Below are 14422 nucleotides of genomic sequence, written 5' to 3'. Positions count from 1 at the left end.
CGTTCCCTCGCCCTCTCTTCCGTCTGCGATGCGAGAGAGGGCTTATGCCTTGATCAAGAATCGAAATAAGCCGCGCTTAGAATTATTTGCTCATCGCATCATAGACTGGCAGCAACAACATGGTCGGCATGGTTTACCGTGGCAGGGCGCGGATGTTTATCGCGTATGGCTGTCAGAAATAATGCTGCAACAAACCCAGGTCGTCACCGTTATCCCCTATTACCTCCGCTTCGTGGCACGCTTTCCCACTATCGCAGCTCTCGCCGCCGACAGCGAAGATGCAGTATTGGCGCACTGGAGCGGCCTAGGCTACTACTGGCGTGCGCGCAACCTGCACCGCGCAGCGCAACTCATCATGCAACGGCATGGGGGAAAGTTTCCTCAGCATTTTGAAGACATCCTTGCTCTTCCCGGCATCGGCCGCTCCACCGCCGCAGCCATCAGCGCATTCGCGTTCCATGAACGGCGCGCGATTCTCGATGGCAACGTCAAACGTTTACTGGCGCGCTACCATGCCATTGAGGGTTACACTGGCGAAAAAAAGACTGAAGCTCAACTCTGGCAACAAGCCGAAGCATTGCTGCCAAAGCGTGATGTCGCGGTCTATACACAAGGCTTGATGGATCTGGGCGCGCTGGTCTGCACGCGCAGCAAACCACAATGCCCCATCTGTCCGCTGCAAGCAGATTGCGCGGCATATCAAAACGAACGGGTCGCGCAACTGCCCACGCCACGCCCACGCAAAGTGCTGCCGGAAAGACATAGCACTTTTCTTTTGCTACTCAATGGCCCCGATATCCTGCTGGAAAAGCGCCCGGGGAGCGGCATCTGGGGTGGCTTATGGTGCCCGCCGCAAGTGGATCCGCGACTTCTAAGTAAGGTTGAAGATGCGAATGCCTACTGCCTTCAGCAGTTTGGCACGGAAACAATACACACGCTTGCACTATCAACATTCACGCATACTTTCACCCATTTCAAGCTGCATATCACACCCCTACTATTGCAGGTAATTAACAAACCCAAACAAATTCAGGAACCGGGTATGGTGTGGCTGGATGTGGATGATGCGTTGCAAACTGCAATCCCTACGCCGGTGCGCAAACTCTTGCAGGAGTTACTGGCAGGGCGCAGGCTGGTATGAACAGCGTTGGTAAACTCCGACATGCTTTGATATTCACGAAGATCGTGCTGTCCTGTAGATTACAGCTTCAACTAGTCGGCAAATTCCAAGCCTGTACTACTATTGCAGCCAAGGCGACTTGGCAGAGTTGGAGCGAGAGTGAGATGTTGGGCTTCATTTCATTCAGCCCAACCTACTGGGCTTTGCCGAGCCGGCCTATAACGGTGAATCCAAGTTCGCCATAGCACGATTGACTGATCCATTCGAGATCATTCGTCAACAGGGCGCACCCAAAGAATAATTTGACCTCGATCAAATCATTGATTTATACGACGGCTGCGTGGCCGAATTTGATGATGAGATAGGCAAGATGCTGCGCCACCTCAACGTCAGTGGGCTGGCGGGCAATACTATTGTCGTTATCTATTCCGACCATGGCATGGAATTTTTTGAACATGACACTTGGGGCCAGGGTAATTCTGCGGTCGGTGATTTCAGTTCGCGCATTCCGCTCTTGATTCGTGACCCACGCAAACATGTCTGCGGAATAGTCGATCAGGTGGTTCGCAGCATCGACCTTGCACCCACACTGTTGAAACTGGTTGGTGCAAACCCCGTTACCAGCATGGATGAGGTATCACTGGCTAGCTGTTTTGAGCAGCACCAGCACTGCCCGCAACTCGACGCTTTCAATGAGACCGGGATTTGGGTCGCTAATATTCCTGGCTTGCCGGAGAAGCATCTGCGTTATCCCGACTTGCTGGAGCTGATGGGAGTACCGGATCGGGCCAGTGGCACCATGTCAATCAAACCGGAATATACGATGTGCATCATGGACGCTAAGGATCGCATGATCCGCAGGGGCCACTGGAAACTCACCTACCAACCGCTCATCAATGGCCATATACTACAACTTTTCGATGTCGTGGCAGACCCCATGTGCAAACAAAATCTGATCGATCAACATGCAGATATTGCCGCCACGCTTTGGCAGAACTTGCGTCTGTGGATCGACCGCATGCCTGACACACAACCCAATCCTTGAATTTTTGACAAAGAAAAATCCAAATGCCGTTCAAATCTGCCATCAAGCGAACTCTGCGCGCCTTGGGCTACAAAATCGAGAAAATCGATCCTCTAGAGGAAAGCATACCCGCTGACTACAACCACTCACCCTTTCTGCCACGCATCTATCGCGGCGCACTGGATCGCTACTTTTACTTCAAGAACATGGTAGACAAGGTGCAAAAAGTGGAGGGGGATATCGTCGAATGCGGCGTTTCAATCGGGCACGGGGCTTTGCTGTTTACCTTGATCAGTGACTATATCGGAACACCACGGACATACTATGGCTTCGATTCCTTCGAGGGGTTTCCCGATCCAGTCGAGAAAGACGAGACCACGCCAATCAATGGCAAGGGGTTTTGGGCCAACCCGCCCGACACCGTGCTCAAAGTGTTGCGCGACGGACGTCTGGGCGAAGAGGTGATCCGCGAACGCATACACCTTATAAAAGGCTGGTTCGACAAGAGTCTGCCCAATTACGAGGGCCGAATTGCCTTGCTGCATCTCGACTGCGACCTTTACGAATCCTACAAGCTCTCTTTGGAAACCCTCTATGACAAGGTCCAGCCTGGCGGCGTCATTATGTTCGACGAATACGGCGACACCCGCTGGCCGGGTGCCCGCAAAGCCATCGACGAATTTTTCCGCGATAAGCACGAGAAACCACAGGCGCACGAAAAATGCAGTTGGAAATATTTCGTGATCAAACAATGACACCGCATAGCAGCGGCTTGGAGAGTGCGTGCTGAGCTGATTCCATTTCCCGATCAGTAGTGAAGTACCGTAGGGGCGAGATTCATCGCGCCCCTTTTTCTAGGATGATATAGATCAGGGCGCGATAAATCACGCTCCTACCGAGTTATTTGACCTTTAAAATAGAATTGAAAACACGCTTGAAAACACGCCCACGTATCTGTTTCCTTACCGGCAGCGCTGCCGACTGGGGCGGCGCGAGCCGCGTGCTCTACACGACTCTGCGCACGATAGATCTCACCCGCGTGGAACCCTTGGTGCTATTGTCGGGCGAGGGGCCAATAAAGGCAGAGCTGGAAGCGCGCGGAATTTGTTGCCTGGTTTGGGGTTCGGCCACCGAGCCCGAGAATAAAGTGACCTATGTAAAGGCCCTGTTCAGAGCCCTTCGCCTCTTGCGGCGTGAACGCATCGCCGCGCTCCACGTCAATCATCGTTTCTGGCGCCCTGCCGAGGTGCTAGCGGCCCTGTTGCTACGGATTCCCGTGCTGGTGCACTTTCACGTGGTAAACCAGCAAGAAGGTTCATTCATGGGACGCTGCCGATCTGCAATCTGCGTATCTCGCTACGTGGCGGAAAATTCGGTTCCGAAGACCTTGCCGAAGGAAGTCGTCTACAACCCTGTCCAACTCGCGCGGTTTGAGACAGGCAAGGACTTGCGGGCCGAATGGGGGGTGCCTCCCGGTGCGGTGGTCGTCGCATTCCTGGGTCAGATTCGGGACATCAAGGGCGTGCAAGATTTCATTCTTATGGCCAAGCACATCCCAGAGATTCACGCCCGCTTCATCATCGCAGGAGAGTGCCGCGACCCGGCGGCATTCCCCGGCTCCTACACACCGGAGGATCTGGCACAGATGGCGGGCGGTGATGCCCGTATCCGCTACGTCGGCTATGTGAAAGAAGTGGAAAACGTCTATCACACAGCAGACATTGTGGTGGTGCCGTCACGCTGGCAGGAGCCTCTGGGGCTGATCAACCTGGAGGCCGGTGCCTGCCGCAAGCCGTTGGTGGCTACACGGGTGGGCGGCATCCCCGAGGTGGTGGAAGATGGAGTGAACGGTTTTCTCGTGGAACCGGGGGATGTGGGTGAACTCGCCGCGCGGGTGGCGCAACTCATCGCTGATCCAGCTCTGCGCGCCCGCCTCGGCGAAGCGGGCCGCAACCAGGTGGAGCAGAACTTTACTACCCATCCTGTACACGAATTTGAAACGCTATTATTGAGCTTTGCAAATTGCTAAGCAAGGCATGAACAAGTCCAGTGGTTGTATGAATTACTGGATTCTCGCGTGTACGTGAATAATTTGTTCATGGTATCCCTAAAGAATCGCTGGCTTACCGGCTGAAAGTCGGTGCACTGCCCCATCTTCTCAAGGCACAGGGCTACCGCACCGCTGCAATCTCCGATTGGTGCGGCGGCGACATGGGCAAATTCTCCTTCGGCTTCGATTACACCGACCTGCCGGAAGACTAGTGGAACCTAAAATATCTGATCCGGCAGGGGCCTAAGGATTTACGCCTTTTTTTGTCGCTGTTTACCCACAACCGGTTGGGGCGACTGATGCTGCCGGCAATTTATTATCTCGGAGGCGTGCCGCTGACCCAACCGATGGGCAAATATAGTGGACCCCGTTTTCCGGACAGTGAATTAAGATGGTAGCCTGCTGTAAAAAGGAGCGAGTTGTGAGTGAAACGAAGCGTAAGAATTTCAGTGGTGAATTCAAGGCCAAGGTGGCCATCGAAGGGATCCGTGGCATCAAAACGGTGAATGAAATTGGTCAGGAATTTGGGGTGCATCCCACACAGGTTGGTTTGTGGAAGAAGGAATTGCAAGCGCAGGCAGGAAGTCTGTTTGATGCCAAGCGGGGACCGAAACCCATCGATCCATCGTCCAGTCCGGAACGACTGTATTCAGAAATTGGCCGATTGAAGATGGAACTGGATTGGCTCAAAATAAAGTCCGGGTAGAGTAGAGAACAGTCTCTCGCCTGCCCTCCCTCATCAAACCATGCATGCGCTATTAATGAATCAAAGGGCAATACGCTTTAGGTCACACTTCTTCTTGCTGCTGTAGAGCCCACATTTGCGCATATGCGCCCTGTTTCGCCAGCAGCTCACGCGTGCGCTTTATCTTCCGGCTCGACGGAAAGCCTCATGCCGACTGACTTCAGTACCGCCAGCAAAGTGTTCAAGGTCGGGTTACCCTTCGGCGATAGCGCACGGTACAGGCTTTCGCGCTGGACTCCCGCCGCTTCGGCAACCTTGGCGATTCCGCCGCAGGATTCGGCAATCTGGCGCAAAGCCAACAGCGCAGCACCTCGACCGTCCGGCTCGTTCATTTCCGACATGGCCTGCTTGAGATATTCGACCGCAAATTCAGGGTCTGAGCGCAAGGCATCGAGCACCCATTCCTCATGCGAGACCGAGGCGGCATGTGTCTTTTGCGTTTTCATGTTGTATTCCTCCGTTGGTAATCTTTCCAGAAAAATCAATGGGTCAGACTCAATGGATCCCTATTGATTTCGGCTCTGCGAAAACCTGGCTGGCGGACTTTCACCACCATAGTTACGCGTGCCATGCCCGGCACACACGTAGAGCTAAGTGGCGCGCCGCTTTTTTTGGCGCGTCGTCCCGCTTGAGCGCAAGGCTATGTTTGGCGATGGCTCTACAAGACGTCCTGTAACGTATTTGTGAAGGACACTGGCCATTAATGTTTGATAAGGAATTGCTTCCTCTGCGGCTTTGGCTTGAATGTCATCAAGATCACGGGAAGAGATGCGAATGTTGACCCTCTTGTCTTTAGTCAGAGAGGCAGCAGCCATTGCCGCAAAACGTGTGATTTCACTTTTATTTTTTGGGGAGGGTTGCCATTCACCTCTTTCAAAAGAGGCCAGAATTTCTTCCTCAAGTTTTCTTTCTTTGTCCATTTCAACGTTCCTCATCAAGATAGATGCGAGTGGCTTTCCTGCTTGGGATAATTGTTTTCAGGAAGACCTTCTGCTTCGTCTCCACAAACGGCACCAAATAAGCATAGCCACGAATACGAACCACAAACATGCGTTGGTTCGGATATTGATCTGTGTTCGGATGATCCAGCACGACAAGAAGGCCGCCATTCGACATGGCCGATAGCACTTCCTCAAAAGATACACCTCGCTCAGCTTTGAGACGGATATTTTTCTCGGTGCTCCAGCTCACAGGTTTCATGCGGTGGATAATACACCTGTGTGCCTTATGGCATCAAGATGCCCCACGTAAAAACAGGGGGGCTGCACGCAAATCAGTTTGCTATTCTGGCAATGGTGGTGTTACCCGCTAAACGGCAATCGAAATCCGCGTTTATCTGGCGACCGGCAAAAACCGAGCACATTCTTGCCAGCCGCCAAGCCAAGCATGAGCGCAGCATCTGACAGCATCGATGTGTGGGATGTGGAAAGATGTGATGGGGGAAATTGTTATGGTGAGCGGTGAGATGTTGGGCTTCACTTCATTCAGCCCAACTACCGAGCTTCTAAATGACGCACTAGACTAGCAGTTGACGAGATCGGTGTGTCCAAAGCCCTTGGAGTAATCGAGCACGGAGATCACCATCGGGGTCACGCGGAATATGCGGACATCCGCCGGCGTCGGCATTGGGACTGGTATGGAGGCCTGCTGGGGATACTTCAGCATGAGCAAGCGCAAGGCCTTCTCCGCTTCGGTAGGATCGACCACGACTTGCGCGCGCGCGGCCATAGACAGTCCGGTGATCTCCATCACTTGTGGCGTGTCTTGATCAATCGTCAGCGACACCCGATCATTTCGCGCCAGATTTGCCGCCTTCTGACTATCCGGGCCGCAGAGGAAATAAAGCGTGAGACCCTCGTTCGCATAGCCCACCGTCGTCGCCTGCGGCCAGCCGTCCGGCCTTAGCGTAGCAATCGTCATGATCCGGTGCTGATCCAAAAGCGTTAGGATCTTTCGTCTGATCTCTTCGTCCATCTGTCGTCTCCCAAAGAAAGTCGCGCGTGAAACGCGGAGGGATAATCTGAGTTGCTTCACATTCAACCAAAAACACTTATCCCACCGCCAGCCAGCTACACATGAATCATTTCATGTGCGACTGCGCAGATGGGCATCAAGAAAGTTGATCGTGCGTTGCCACGCCAGCTTTGCAGCTGCTTCATCGTAGCGCGGTGTAGTGTCGTTGTTAAAGCCGTGCTGTACACCTGGGTAGACGAACGCCTGATAGTTGACGCCAGCAGCCTTCAGCGCGGCCTCATACTTTAGCCATCCACCTGTAATGCGGTCGTCTTTCTCAGCATAGTGCAACAACAGCGGTGCCCTGATCTTGGCTGCATCTTCATCTGATGGCTGCCCCCCATAAAAAGACACGGCAGCATTCAGATCGGGAAGGCGCGTCGCCAGAAGATTGGCGATGCCGCCACCGTAGCAGAAACCCACCACACCAACTTTGCCATTGCCTTCCGGGAGCTTTTTCAAAACACCAAACGCAGCTACAAAATCCTCCTTTGTCTTGGTCTGATCAAGCTTGGAAAAGAGTTCGCGTGCCTTGTGCTCATCCCCCGGGTAGCCACCTAATGGAAACAGCGCATCCGGTGCAAAAACGATAAAGTTATCCAGCGCCAGGCGGCGAGCGATATCTTCAATATGCGGATTAAGCCCGCGATTCTCATGCACCACCAACACCGTTGGCAATTTAACTTTGGCTTTGACAGGCTGCACCAAATAACCTCGAAATTTGCCGTAACCCTGCGGCGACAGATACTCCACATAGCTTGCCGTAAGGCGCGGATCATTGCTTGCAATTTGCTGTGCCTCGGCGAAGCGTGGATTCAGCGCATCGAGCAAGCCCAAGGCGGTGACGCCAACGGCGAACTGGGTGACTGATTGCATAAAATCTCGACGGGAGATATCACCATGCACATACTTGTCGAATAGTTTCAAAACTTCAGGATCAAAATCATCTGCGGTTTTACGTTTCACGCTCACAATAAATCCTCCGCAATTACTTTAGGGCGCCTCTAAATATTCAAGTTTCTAAGCAAGACAAGGCACGAGTAAAAAATTTGAGCGCGGCATCTAGTTTGTATGTAAGCGATAATTTTTTACGAGTAACGCCGTATTGTGACGAAGCGGGGTAAGCAGGCAAGCCGCAAAGCGGCTGCTCGCAAAGTTGGATTTTTAGAGGCGCCCTTTAAAGCACGCTTAGCCACTCTTCGTATGAGTCAGCTTGTTATTGCACCGTCATGTATCGGAACTTCACGAACGTCAGCTTTATGGCAGCGTAATGACAAGGCTGTCTGGCGACATTCGACACAGAGCGGCGCTTGGAGTTTGCTGAAAAAAACAGGACATCAAGAATTGAGCTCGCCAGAAAGCAGTGGTCGCCGTTTCATTCGTGTGATTTGTATTCAGTTGCCAGATGGATAATCTTTGCACTTCTCGCAGAATGAGTTGGTGCGCTTGTTGATTCGCAATCATTTCCCGCAAAGGCTTTCAATAAATTATTTAAATCTACGAACGCATCCCACATCAGGGTTGATAGGCGCAAACAGGACTTCATCGGGGTGTGCGCACGTTTCCTTTCCATGTCAATACGCCACTGCAAACCACGCAGGCGGCGAACATTGTCACTACTTGAGATTTGACTCTCTATAACAGCACGCCGTCGCTGCTCGAAGTCATCCGGAGCCGTTCTCGCCAGCATTGCCCAATCATCGAAATCGAAGTTATCCATTAGCTCAACCTCCAATGTATCCATGGCAAAAGTCTAGGCTTAGAGTCAAATTCAATCTGTGCGGTGGAGTACATAGCAGGCTGCTCAGTGGCAATTTGACGGTATCGACTGCTGACGGCATGTCAGATACTGACAGCTATACCGTTAATTGTTGCGGATGGCAAGGAAATAATTAGGAACATATAGGCATTAAAAAACCCCCTAAAGCATTATGCAGTGGGGGTTTATTGGAAGTTTCAGGAACACCTAAAACTATAATTTGGTGGCCCGGGGCGGAATCGAACCACCGACACGAGGATCTTCAATCCACTGCTCTACCAACTGAGCTACCAGGCCTATGCGAAGGTGCGCATTATAACGACAAAATGCAATTTAAGAAACCTTAGAATTGGATAACATCAGATAGGACGTACCACGTAGCAATGCCAACTTTACTGTTTGCAGATTCCAAAAACAAACCCTGCACAAGGCAGGGTTTGTCAGATTCAGCGGCAAATGAATCGCAACAATTACATCATGCCACCCATGCCACCCATACCGCCCATGCCGCCCATACCACCACCGCCACCGCCACCCAAATCAACAGCAGGCTTGTCTTCATGTAATTCAGCCACCATACATCCAGTAGTCAGCATCAATCCAGCGATAGAAGCAGCATTTTGCAATGCGATGCGGGTAACCTTAGTAGGGTCAACCACGCCCATTGCCAGCATGTCGCCATACTGTCCACTCGCAGCGTTGTAGCCATAGTTGCCTTTGCCTTCCAGCACCTTGTTAACCACTACCGAAGGCTCGTCGCCGGCGTTATCTACGATGCAACGTAGTGGCGATTCCATGGCACGCAACACAATGGTAATGCCCGCGTCTTGGTCATGGTTGTCACCCTTCAATTTTGCCACGACTGCTTTGGCACGCAACAATGCGACGCCGCCGCCGGGGACAATTCCCTCTTCCACTGCCGCACGGGTTGCATGCAGCGCATCTTCCACGCGTGCTTTTTTCTCTTTCATTTCAACTTCAGTTGCAGCGCCAACTTTGATCACTGCCACACCGCCAGCCAATTTGGCTTTGCGCTCTACCAGTTTTTCTTTGTCATAATCACTGGTTGCTTCCTCGAACTGTTTGGAGATTTGAGAGATTCGGCCCTGGATCGCTTCTTCATTACCTGCGCCATCAATAAGGATGGTATTTTCTTTGTTCACTTCTATGCGCTTGGCTTGACCCAGATCCGCCAGAGTAGCCTTTTCAAGCGACAAGCCGACTTCTTCGGCAATAACTGTACCGCCAGTCAGAATAGCAATGTCTTCCAGCATGGATTGACGCCTGCTTCCAAAGCCAGGAGCCTTAACCGCAACTGTCTTCAGAATTCCACGGATGTTGTTCACCACTAGAGTAGCCAGCGCTTCGCCATCTACATCTTCGGCGATAATTAACATCGGACGACCTGCCTTGGCAACTTGCTCCAGTAGCGGCAACAGATCACGAATGTTGGAGATTTTTTTGTCATGTAACAAAATGTAGGGGTTTTCCATCACTACATTTTGCTTTTCTTGGTCGTTAATAAAATATGGCGACAGATAGCCGCGATCAAACTGCATACCCTCGACCAATTCAAGTTCGTTATCGAGCGATTTACCATCCTCAACGGTGATTACACCTTCTTTTCCTACCTTGTCCATCGCGTCAGAAATAATCTTGCCTATATTGGCGTCAGAGTTGGCAGAAATTGAGCCAACTTGAGCGATTTCGGTAGAGGTAGTGCATGGCTTGGACAGCTTCTTCAATTCCTCTGCGACAGCAAGGACTGCCTTGTCGATGCCGCGCTTCAGATCCATCGGGTTCATACCGGCAGCAACAAATTTCATGCCTTCCTGTACGATGGACTGTGCCAGCACGGTCGCAGTAGTTGTGCCGTCACCCGCTACGTCAGAGGTTTTAGAAGCAACTTCTTTGACCATTTGCGCGCCCATGTTCTCGAACTTATCCTTCAGTTCGATTTCCTTGGCGACAGACACACCATCCTTGGTGATTGTGGGCGCGCCATAAGAGCGCTCCAACACTACGTTACGACCTTTCGGGCCAAGAGTTACTTTAACCGCGTTGGCTAAAATGTTAACACCTGCAACCATTTTACTGCGTGCAGTATCATGGAATTTCACGTCTTTTGCTGCCATGTTTCTTTCTCCTAAAGTTATTTGGTTTCTTCACTTCGGTCTTTACCGAAGGTCACCTGATCCTGCCGACGGGCAGGAAAGACCGTATATCTGAAATTAAGCTTCGATTACGCCAATAATTTCTTCTTCATGCATGGTTATGTATTCTTGGCCCTCTATTTTAAAAGTCTGACGGGCGTGTTTGCCGAACAAAACCTTATCGCCAACTTTTACAGACATCGGGAGTAGTTTGCCGTCATCAGCATATTTACCGTTGCCTACAGCGACGATTACGCCTTGATCAGGCTTCTCGGTAGCGGCATCAGGAATCACAATTCCGGACGCAGTCTTACGTTCTTCTTCCATGCGCTTGATAACAACACGATCATGCAAAGGACGGACCAACATATTTTATTCTCCTTAAACAAACAATTAACAAAATTACGACATCTCTAGTTAGCACTCGATGCCAGAGAGTGCTAATAATAAGGGCGGAACGTACTTATTTCAAGAGCACAATGAAAATTTCTTTTATGAAGGTTACGAAGGAAGGTCACGGATAACTTGAAGTGCAACATCAGACATTGGCTTGGTATATATGCATGGGCCTCCAAAGAATGCCTCAAACGGCATTCTGAATACCTGTACCTTATAAGGCGAAGATTGAATCAATCAATCGTACATTGCACTTATTTCACAGTTACGCCAACCAATTCCATGACTGTGGAAGATACAAAATATATACCCGTCTTTAAGTTTCAAACCAATGATTTTATGCTGCACAGGCGCCGTGCCGTTGTTGAACATCACAGCGTAACATTTGCGTTTTCGGAGACGGAGTAGTAAGCGGCTATCGCAGCGTTACTCCTCAGCTGCTAGCTGTGCACTAAGTGCCGAGACAAGCGTGCGACCTCATCTCGGCCTGTGCGACCAGCGCCATCATGGCCGCTGTTGAATCTGTGCCGTTTTTACTATGCTAAGCGCTCGGGCTTGACGGTTCGGGTGGTGTTCTGGTTTTCAAACTGTCGACAGCGTGAACGGGAGCCGCGTCTCCCGCCATCAAGTGAGTGATCGCACTGTACACCATCCGCTGACTCTCAAGCATGTTCTTGCCGGCGAACGCAGGCGACGTCACGTTGATGCTAAAGTGTCCGCCGCCGCCACTCACCTCGGCCTGTGAACCAGGGATTTGCCGTTCGATTGCCTCTTGTAGCGCGTCAATGACGGAGCCTTTGAAATCAGTAGTATGGCAAGACATGGTTATATCCTTAAAAAATGTGTAAGTTATATTGAAGGTATCGAAATTTCGAATGGTCAAACGCCGCCAGCCTGGATCGCAAATGTTATAAGCATTCTTGAACTATTATTAACTAATCGACGATTGTCCGGACTGTGAAAATTATAGTAGTAACAGCAAAATTATCCTTTGTGACTCTACATTCACTTTACATTTCACGCAAGTGGAAGCCTCTTCCAGTATGGAGTGAGTCTGAAGATATGCGAGGCATGGTAATCAATATGGAAGAAGCAAAGCAATTTTAATAGTGTCCGGAAATGATAGAGTTTTTCAGTAGATTGCTAGGCAATGCACAAAATTCTGATTAGAATGATACGTCGCATTAATTAAAAGTGTAACTTTTAAGTATAGTCACAAATGCAATTTACCCACTTTACCGATTATTCATTGCGCACCTTAATTTACTTGGGCGCACTGCAAAGCAGGCTGGTTACGATCAGCGAGGTTGCTGAAAACTATGGTATTTCGCAAAGCCATTTAACGAAAGTCGTTCATCAGCTGGCCAACCGCGGCTATATTCAAACCACGCGCGGCAAGGGTGGAGGAATGCGCTTGGCGCGCTTACCGCAATTGATCAATATCGGGGATGTAGTACGCGATATGGAAGAAAATATCGATCTGGTTGAATGCTTCAATACAAAAAATCAAAGTTGCCCCTTGCTACCCGCGTGTACCCTCAAGTCAGTGCTTGCAGAGGCACGCAAAAATTTTTTTGACACTTTGGATCGCTACACTCTGGCAGATTTGTTGACCAATCAATCATCTCTGAGAAGAATGCTCGAACTCCAGAAAAGCGCACATTAAAGCCAAAACAAATACTTTATTGCTGGCGCCTTTATCGCCCTATGTTTAAGGGTAGTCTGCCGCTTTACGCAACTCAGCTAATGAAGTTAGATGATCGGTAAATTCGGCAACGCAATCTTGTTGTCGGTGCTGAACTGATAATCCATGAACACATGCTCGGCCGTTAGTATCTGATAAGTCCCGTCCGGTAGGCGGCGCGTGGTGTCCTTGAGGCGATAGGTGTAGTGTCCGCAAGTCCAGCAGTCAAAGTTACGCATAGCGGTACACAAACAGGTCTTGTCCCTAACGGAGATTTTCTTGGCATTCGGGTGAGCCGCCACCTCGGCGTTGTAAGCCGTGATGTACGCGCAATTACCGTTACCGTCGAGCAGGTAGCCGTAGGCTTCGCAGTTGGGACGAATGCCAGCGCCAATGGCCGGGCTCTTCTTCAACATGCGCATGGGGTAGCCTGTAGGCGAGATCATATTTACCTCTATGTCTTCCTCGTTGGCCTTAAAGTACTCTTGCACAATTTTTTCCGGCAAACCGCACTCATGCGTTGCCGTAAAGCGCGTTGCCACTTGCACCGCCGCAGCACCCGTTTCCAGATACGACACTGCATCACTACCGGTAAAAATTCCACCGGCCGGTATGATCGGAATATCCAACTTTTCGGCCTGCAAGTACTGATAAATTTCTCTGCAGATTTCTCGCAGATCGTATTTCATCCAGTCCAAACCGAAGCCCAAGTGGCCACCGGCCAGCGGCCCTTCTATCACGATATAATCCGGCAGGCGGTTAAGCTTGGCGTTTTTGCGCAAGAAAATTTGCAGCGCACGTAGCGAGGAGACAATGATACCGAGCTTGGCGTCGCGGAAACGTGGATGATCTTCCATCAACGCGAATGAGCCCAGATGCAAGCCGGCACTCAAGGTAATTCCATCTATACCGGCAGAGAGCGCCCCATGCAACCGAACCCGCAACGTTTCGCGCGGTGCATTCATAGTAAGCTTTTCCATGCAGTTGACGAAAATCATACCGGAACCGCGCTTGGCTTCCATGGCTCGGCTCAAGTGCAGGCGCGTCGACTCTGCAATCTGCCCAAGATCGAATTGCACCTTGGATTTATCCGTATTGGCGACATTGTACTTGTACTGCTTGAGCTTTGATTTAACGAAATTCGTATTTAAAAGCCGGTCCGTTACAGTCGGCAGCATGGCATCGGAAAGATGCCCGATGCCGCCAAGGCGCGCAGCTTCCAGCGCCAGTTCGGCAGTGGAAATATCAACCCCCATCCCGCCTATCATGATAGGCACAAGCTCTTGCTTGCCAAATTTCAAACGAAAATCATTAACACACTTCATTGCCATCCTTCAATTCAAGTCGCTATATTACCTTGGTAATAGTAGGCAGTCTCCCGCATCGTGCGCAAATATTTGCCAAAAACCATCTGGATATTCATAGGCGGATTCAAGTTCGAAGTGCAACAGCCAGTGGTTGCTTGGTGTAGCGTAATT

16 protein-coding genes, 1 tRNA gene and 1 pseudogene are annotated in these 14422 nt (G+C 50.8%); 7 read left to right on the top strand and 11 right to left on the bottom strand.

Annotated elements, in window-relative coordinates; translation table 11 throughout:
• The first annotated feature begins 49 nt into the window (after window positions 1-49).
• The 5 genes and pseudogenes from mutY to MJ768_RS06550 all read left to right on the top strand — a co-directional run.
• Window positions 50-1141: an A/G-specific adenine glycosylase gene (gene mutY, locus MJ768_RS06570; RefSeq protein ID WP_239289139.1), complete on the top strand. Its 1092-nt coding sequence runs from the start codon at window positions 50-52 to the stop codon at window positions 1139-1141.
• Between the two features lie 295 nt (window positions 1142-1436).
• Window positions 1437-2165, top strand: coding sequence for a sulfatase family protein (locus MJ768_RS06565; RefSeq protein ID WP_320415726.1), 729 nt, complete (start codon window positions 1437-1439; stop codon window positions 2163-2165).
• Window positions 2166-2188: 23 nt separating this feature from the next.
• Window positions 2189-2899 (top strand): TylF/MycF/NovP-related O-methyltransferase, encoded by a 711-nt coding sequence (locus MJ768_RS06560; protein WP_239289135.1) that lies wholly within the window; start codon window positions 2189-2191, stop codon window positions 2897-2899.
• Between the two features lie 149 nt (window positions 2900-3048).
• Window positions 3049-4173, top strand: a complete 1125-nt coding sequence (locus tag MJ768_RS06555) for a glycosyltransferase family 4 protein (protein ID WP_239289133.1) — start codon at window positions 3049-3051, stop codon at window positions 4171-4173.
• A 412-nt stretch (window positions 4174-4585) separates the two neighbouring features.
• Window positions 4586-4891, top strand: a pseudogene (locus MJ768_RS06550) (transposase); the annotation flags it as partial.
• Between the two features lie 155 nt (window positions 4892-5046).
• Here MJ768_RS06550 and MJ768_RS06545 read toward each other — a convergent pair.
• The 3 genes from MJ768_RS06545 to MJ768_RS06535 form a co-directional block, all read right to left on the bottom strand.
• Window positions 5047-5385 (bottom strand): addiction module antidote protein, encoded by a 339-nt coding sequence (locus MJ768_RS06545; RefSeq protein WP_239289131.1) that lies wholly within the window; start codon window positions 5383-5385, stop codon window positions 5047-5049.
• Between the two features lie 144 nt (window positions 5386-5529).
• A complete protein-coding gene (locus MJ768_RS06540) occupies window positions 5530-5859 on the bottom strand; it encodes a hypothetical protein (RefSeq protein WP_239289129.1) in 330 nt (109 codons plus the stop codon).
• Window position 5860: 1 nt separating this feature from the next.
• Entirely contained in the window at window positions 5861-6139 is a 279-nt protein-coding gene (locus MJ768_RS06535) for a BrnT family toxin (RefSeq protein WP_239289127.1), read from the bottom strand.
• A 38-nt stretch (window positions 6140-6177) separates the two neighbouring features.
• Between MJ768_RS06535 and MJ768_RS06530 the strand changes: the two genes are divergently transcribed.
• Window positions 6178-6342 (top strand): hypothetical protein, encoded by a 165-nt coding sequence (locus tag MJ768_RS06530; RefSeq protein ID WP_239289125.1) that lies wholly within the window; start codon window positions 6178-6180, stop codon window positions 6340-6342.
• Window positions 6343-6460: 118 nt separating this feature from the next.
• Here MJ768_RS06530 and MJ768_RS06525 read toward each other — a convergent pair whose 3' ends face one another.
• From MJ768_RS06525 to MJ768_RS06495, 7 genes are all read right to left on the bottom strand, one after another.
• Window positions 6461-6913, bottom strand: coding sequence for a pyridoxamine 5'-phosphate oxidase family protein (locus tag MJ768_RS06525; RefSeq protein ID WP_239289123.1), 453 nt, complete (start codon window positions 6911-6913; stop codon window positions 6461-6463).
• Between the two features lie 111 nt (window positions 6914-7024).
• On the bottom strand, window positions 7025-7918 hold the full coding sequence (locus MJ768_RS06520; RefSeq protein ID WP_239289121.1) for a dienelactone hydrolase family protein: 894 nt from the start codon (window positions 7916-7918) through the stop codon (window positions 7025-7027).
• 409 nt (window positions 7919-8327) lie between these two features.
• Window positions 8328-8672, bottom strand: coding sequence for a DUF3135 domain-containing protein (locus tag MJ768_RS06515; protein ID WP_239289119.1), 345 nt, complete (start codon window positions 8670-8672; stop codon window positions 8328-8330).
• A 260-nt stretch (window positions 8673-8932) separates the two neighbouring features.
• Window positions 8933-9008: transfer RNA gene (locus tag MJ768_RS06510), tRNA-Phe, on the bottom strand.
• Window positions 9009-9181: 173 nt separating this feature from the next.
• The gene (groL, locus tag MJ768_RS06505; protein ID WP_239289117.1) at window positions 9182-10846 is read right to left on the bottom strand and encodes a chaperonin GroEL; all 1665 of its coding nucleotides are present in this window, start codon (window positions 10844-10846) and stop codon (window positions 9182-9184) included.
• Between the two features lie 96 nt (window positions 10847-10942).
• Window positions 10943-11233, bottom strand: coding sequence for a co-chaperone GroES (locus MJ768_RS06500; RefSeq protein ID WP_239289116.1), 291 nt, complete (start codon window positions 11231-11233; stop codon window positions 10943-10945).
• Between the two features lie 568 nt (window positions 11234-11801).
• Complete coding sequence (locus MJ768_RS06495) at window positions 11802-12083, bottom strand: BolA/IbaG family iron-sulfur metabolism protein (protein WP_239289114.1); 282 nt, start codon at window positions 12081-12083, stop codon at window positions 11802-11804.
• Between the two features lie 396 nt (window positions 12084-12479).
• Between MJ768_RS06495 and MJ768_RS06490 the strand changes: the two genes are divergently transcribed.
• Entirely contained in the window at window positions 12480-12926 is a 447-nt protein-coding gene (locus MJ768_RS06490) for an Rrf2 family transcriptional regulator (protein WP_239289112.1), read from the top strand.
• An 86-nt stretch (window positions 12927-13012) separates the two neighbouring features.
• On the opposite strand, the gene MJ768_RS06485 is transcribed toward MJ768_RS06490, so the two are convergent.
• Window positions 13013-14269: a nitronate monooxygenase gene (locus tag MJ768_RS06485; protein WP_239289110.1), complete on the bottom strand. Its 1257-nt coding sequence runs from the start codon at window positions 14267-14269 to the stop codon at window positions 13013-13015.
• Window positions 14270-14422 lie beyond the last annotated feature (153 nt).

Origin of the sequence: Candidatus Nitrotoga sp. 1052, from assembly GCF_927312905.1 — a bacterium.
Taxonomy (GTDB): domain Bacteria; phylum Pseudomonadota; class Gammaproteobacteria; order Burkholderiales; family Gallionellaceae; genus Nitrotoga.
The sequence above is the reverse complement of the archived record's forward strand: the minus strand, read 5'-3'. Positions and strand labels throughout refer to the sequence as shown.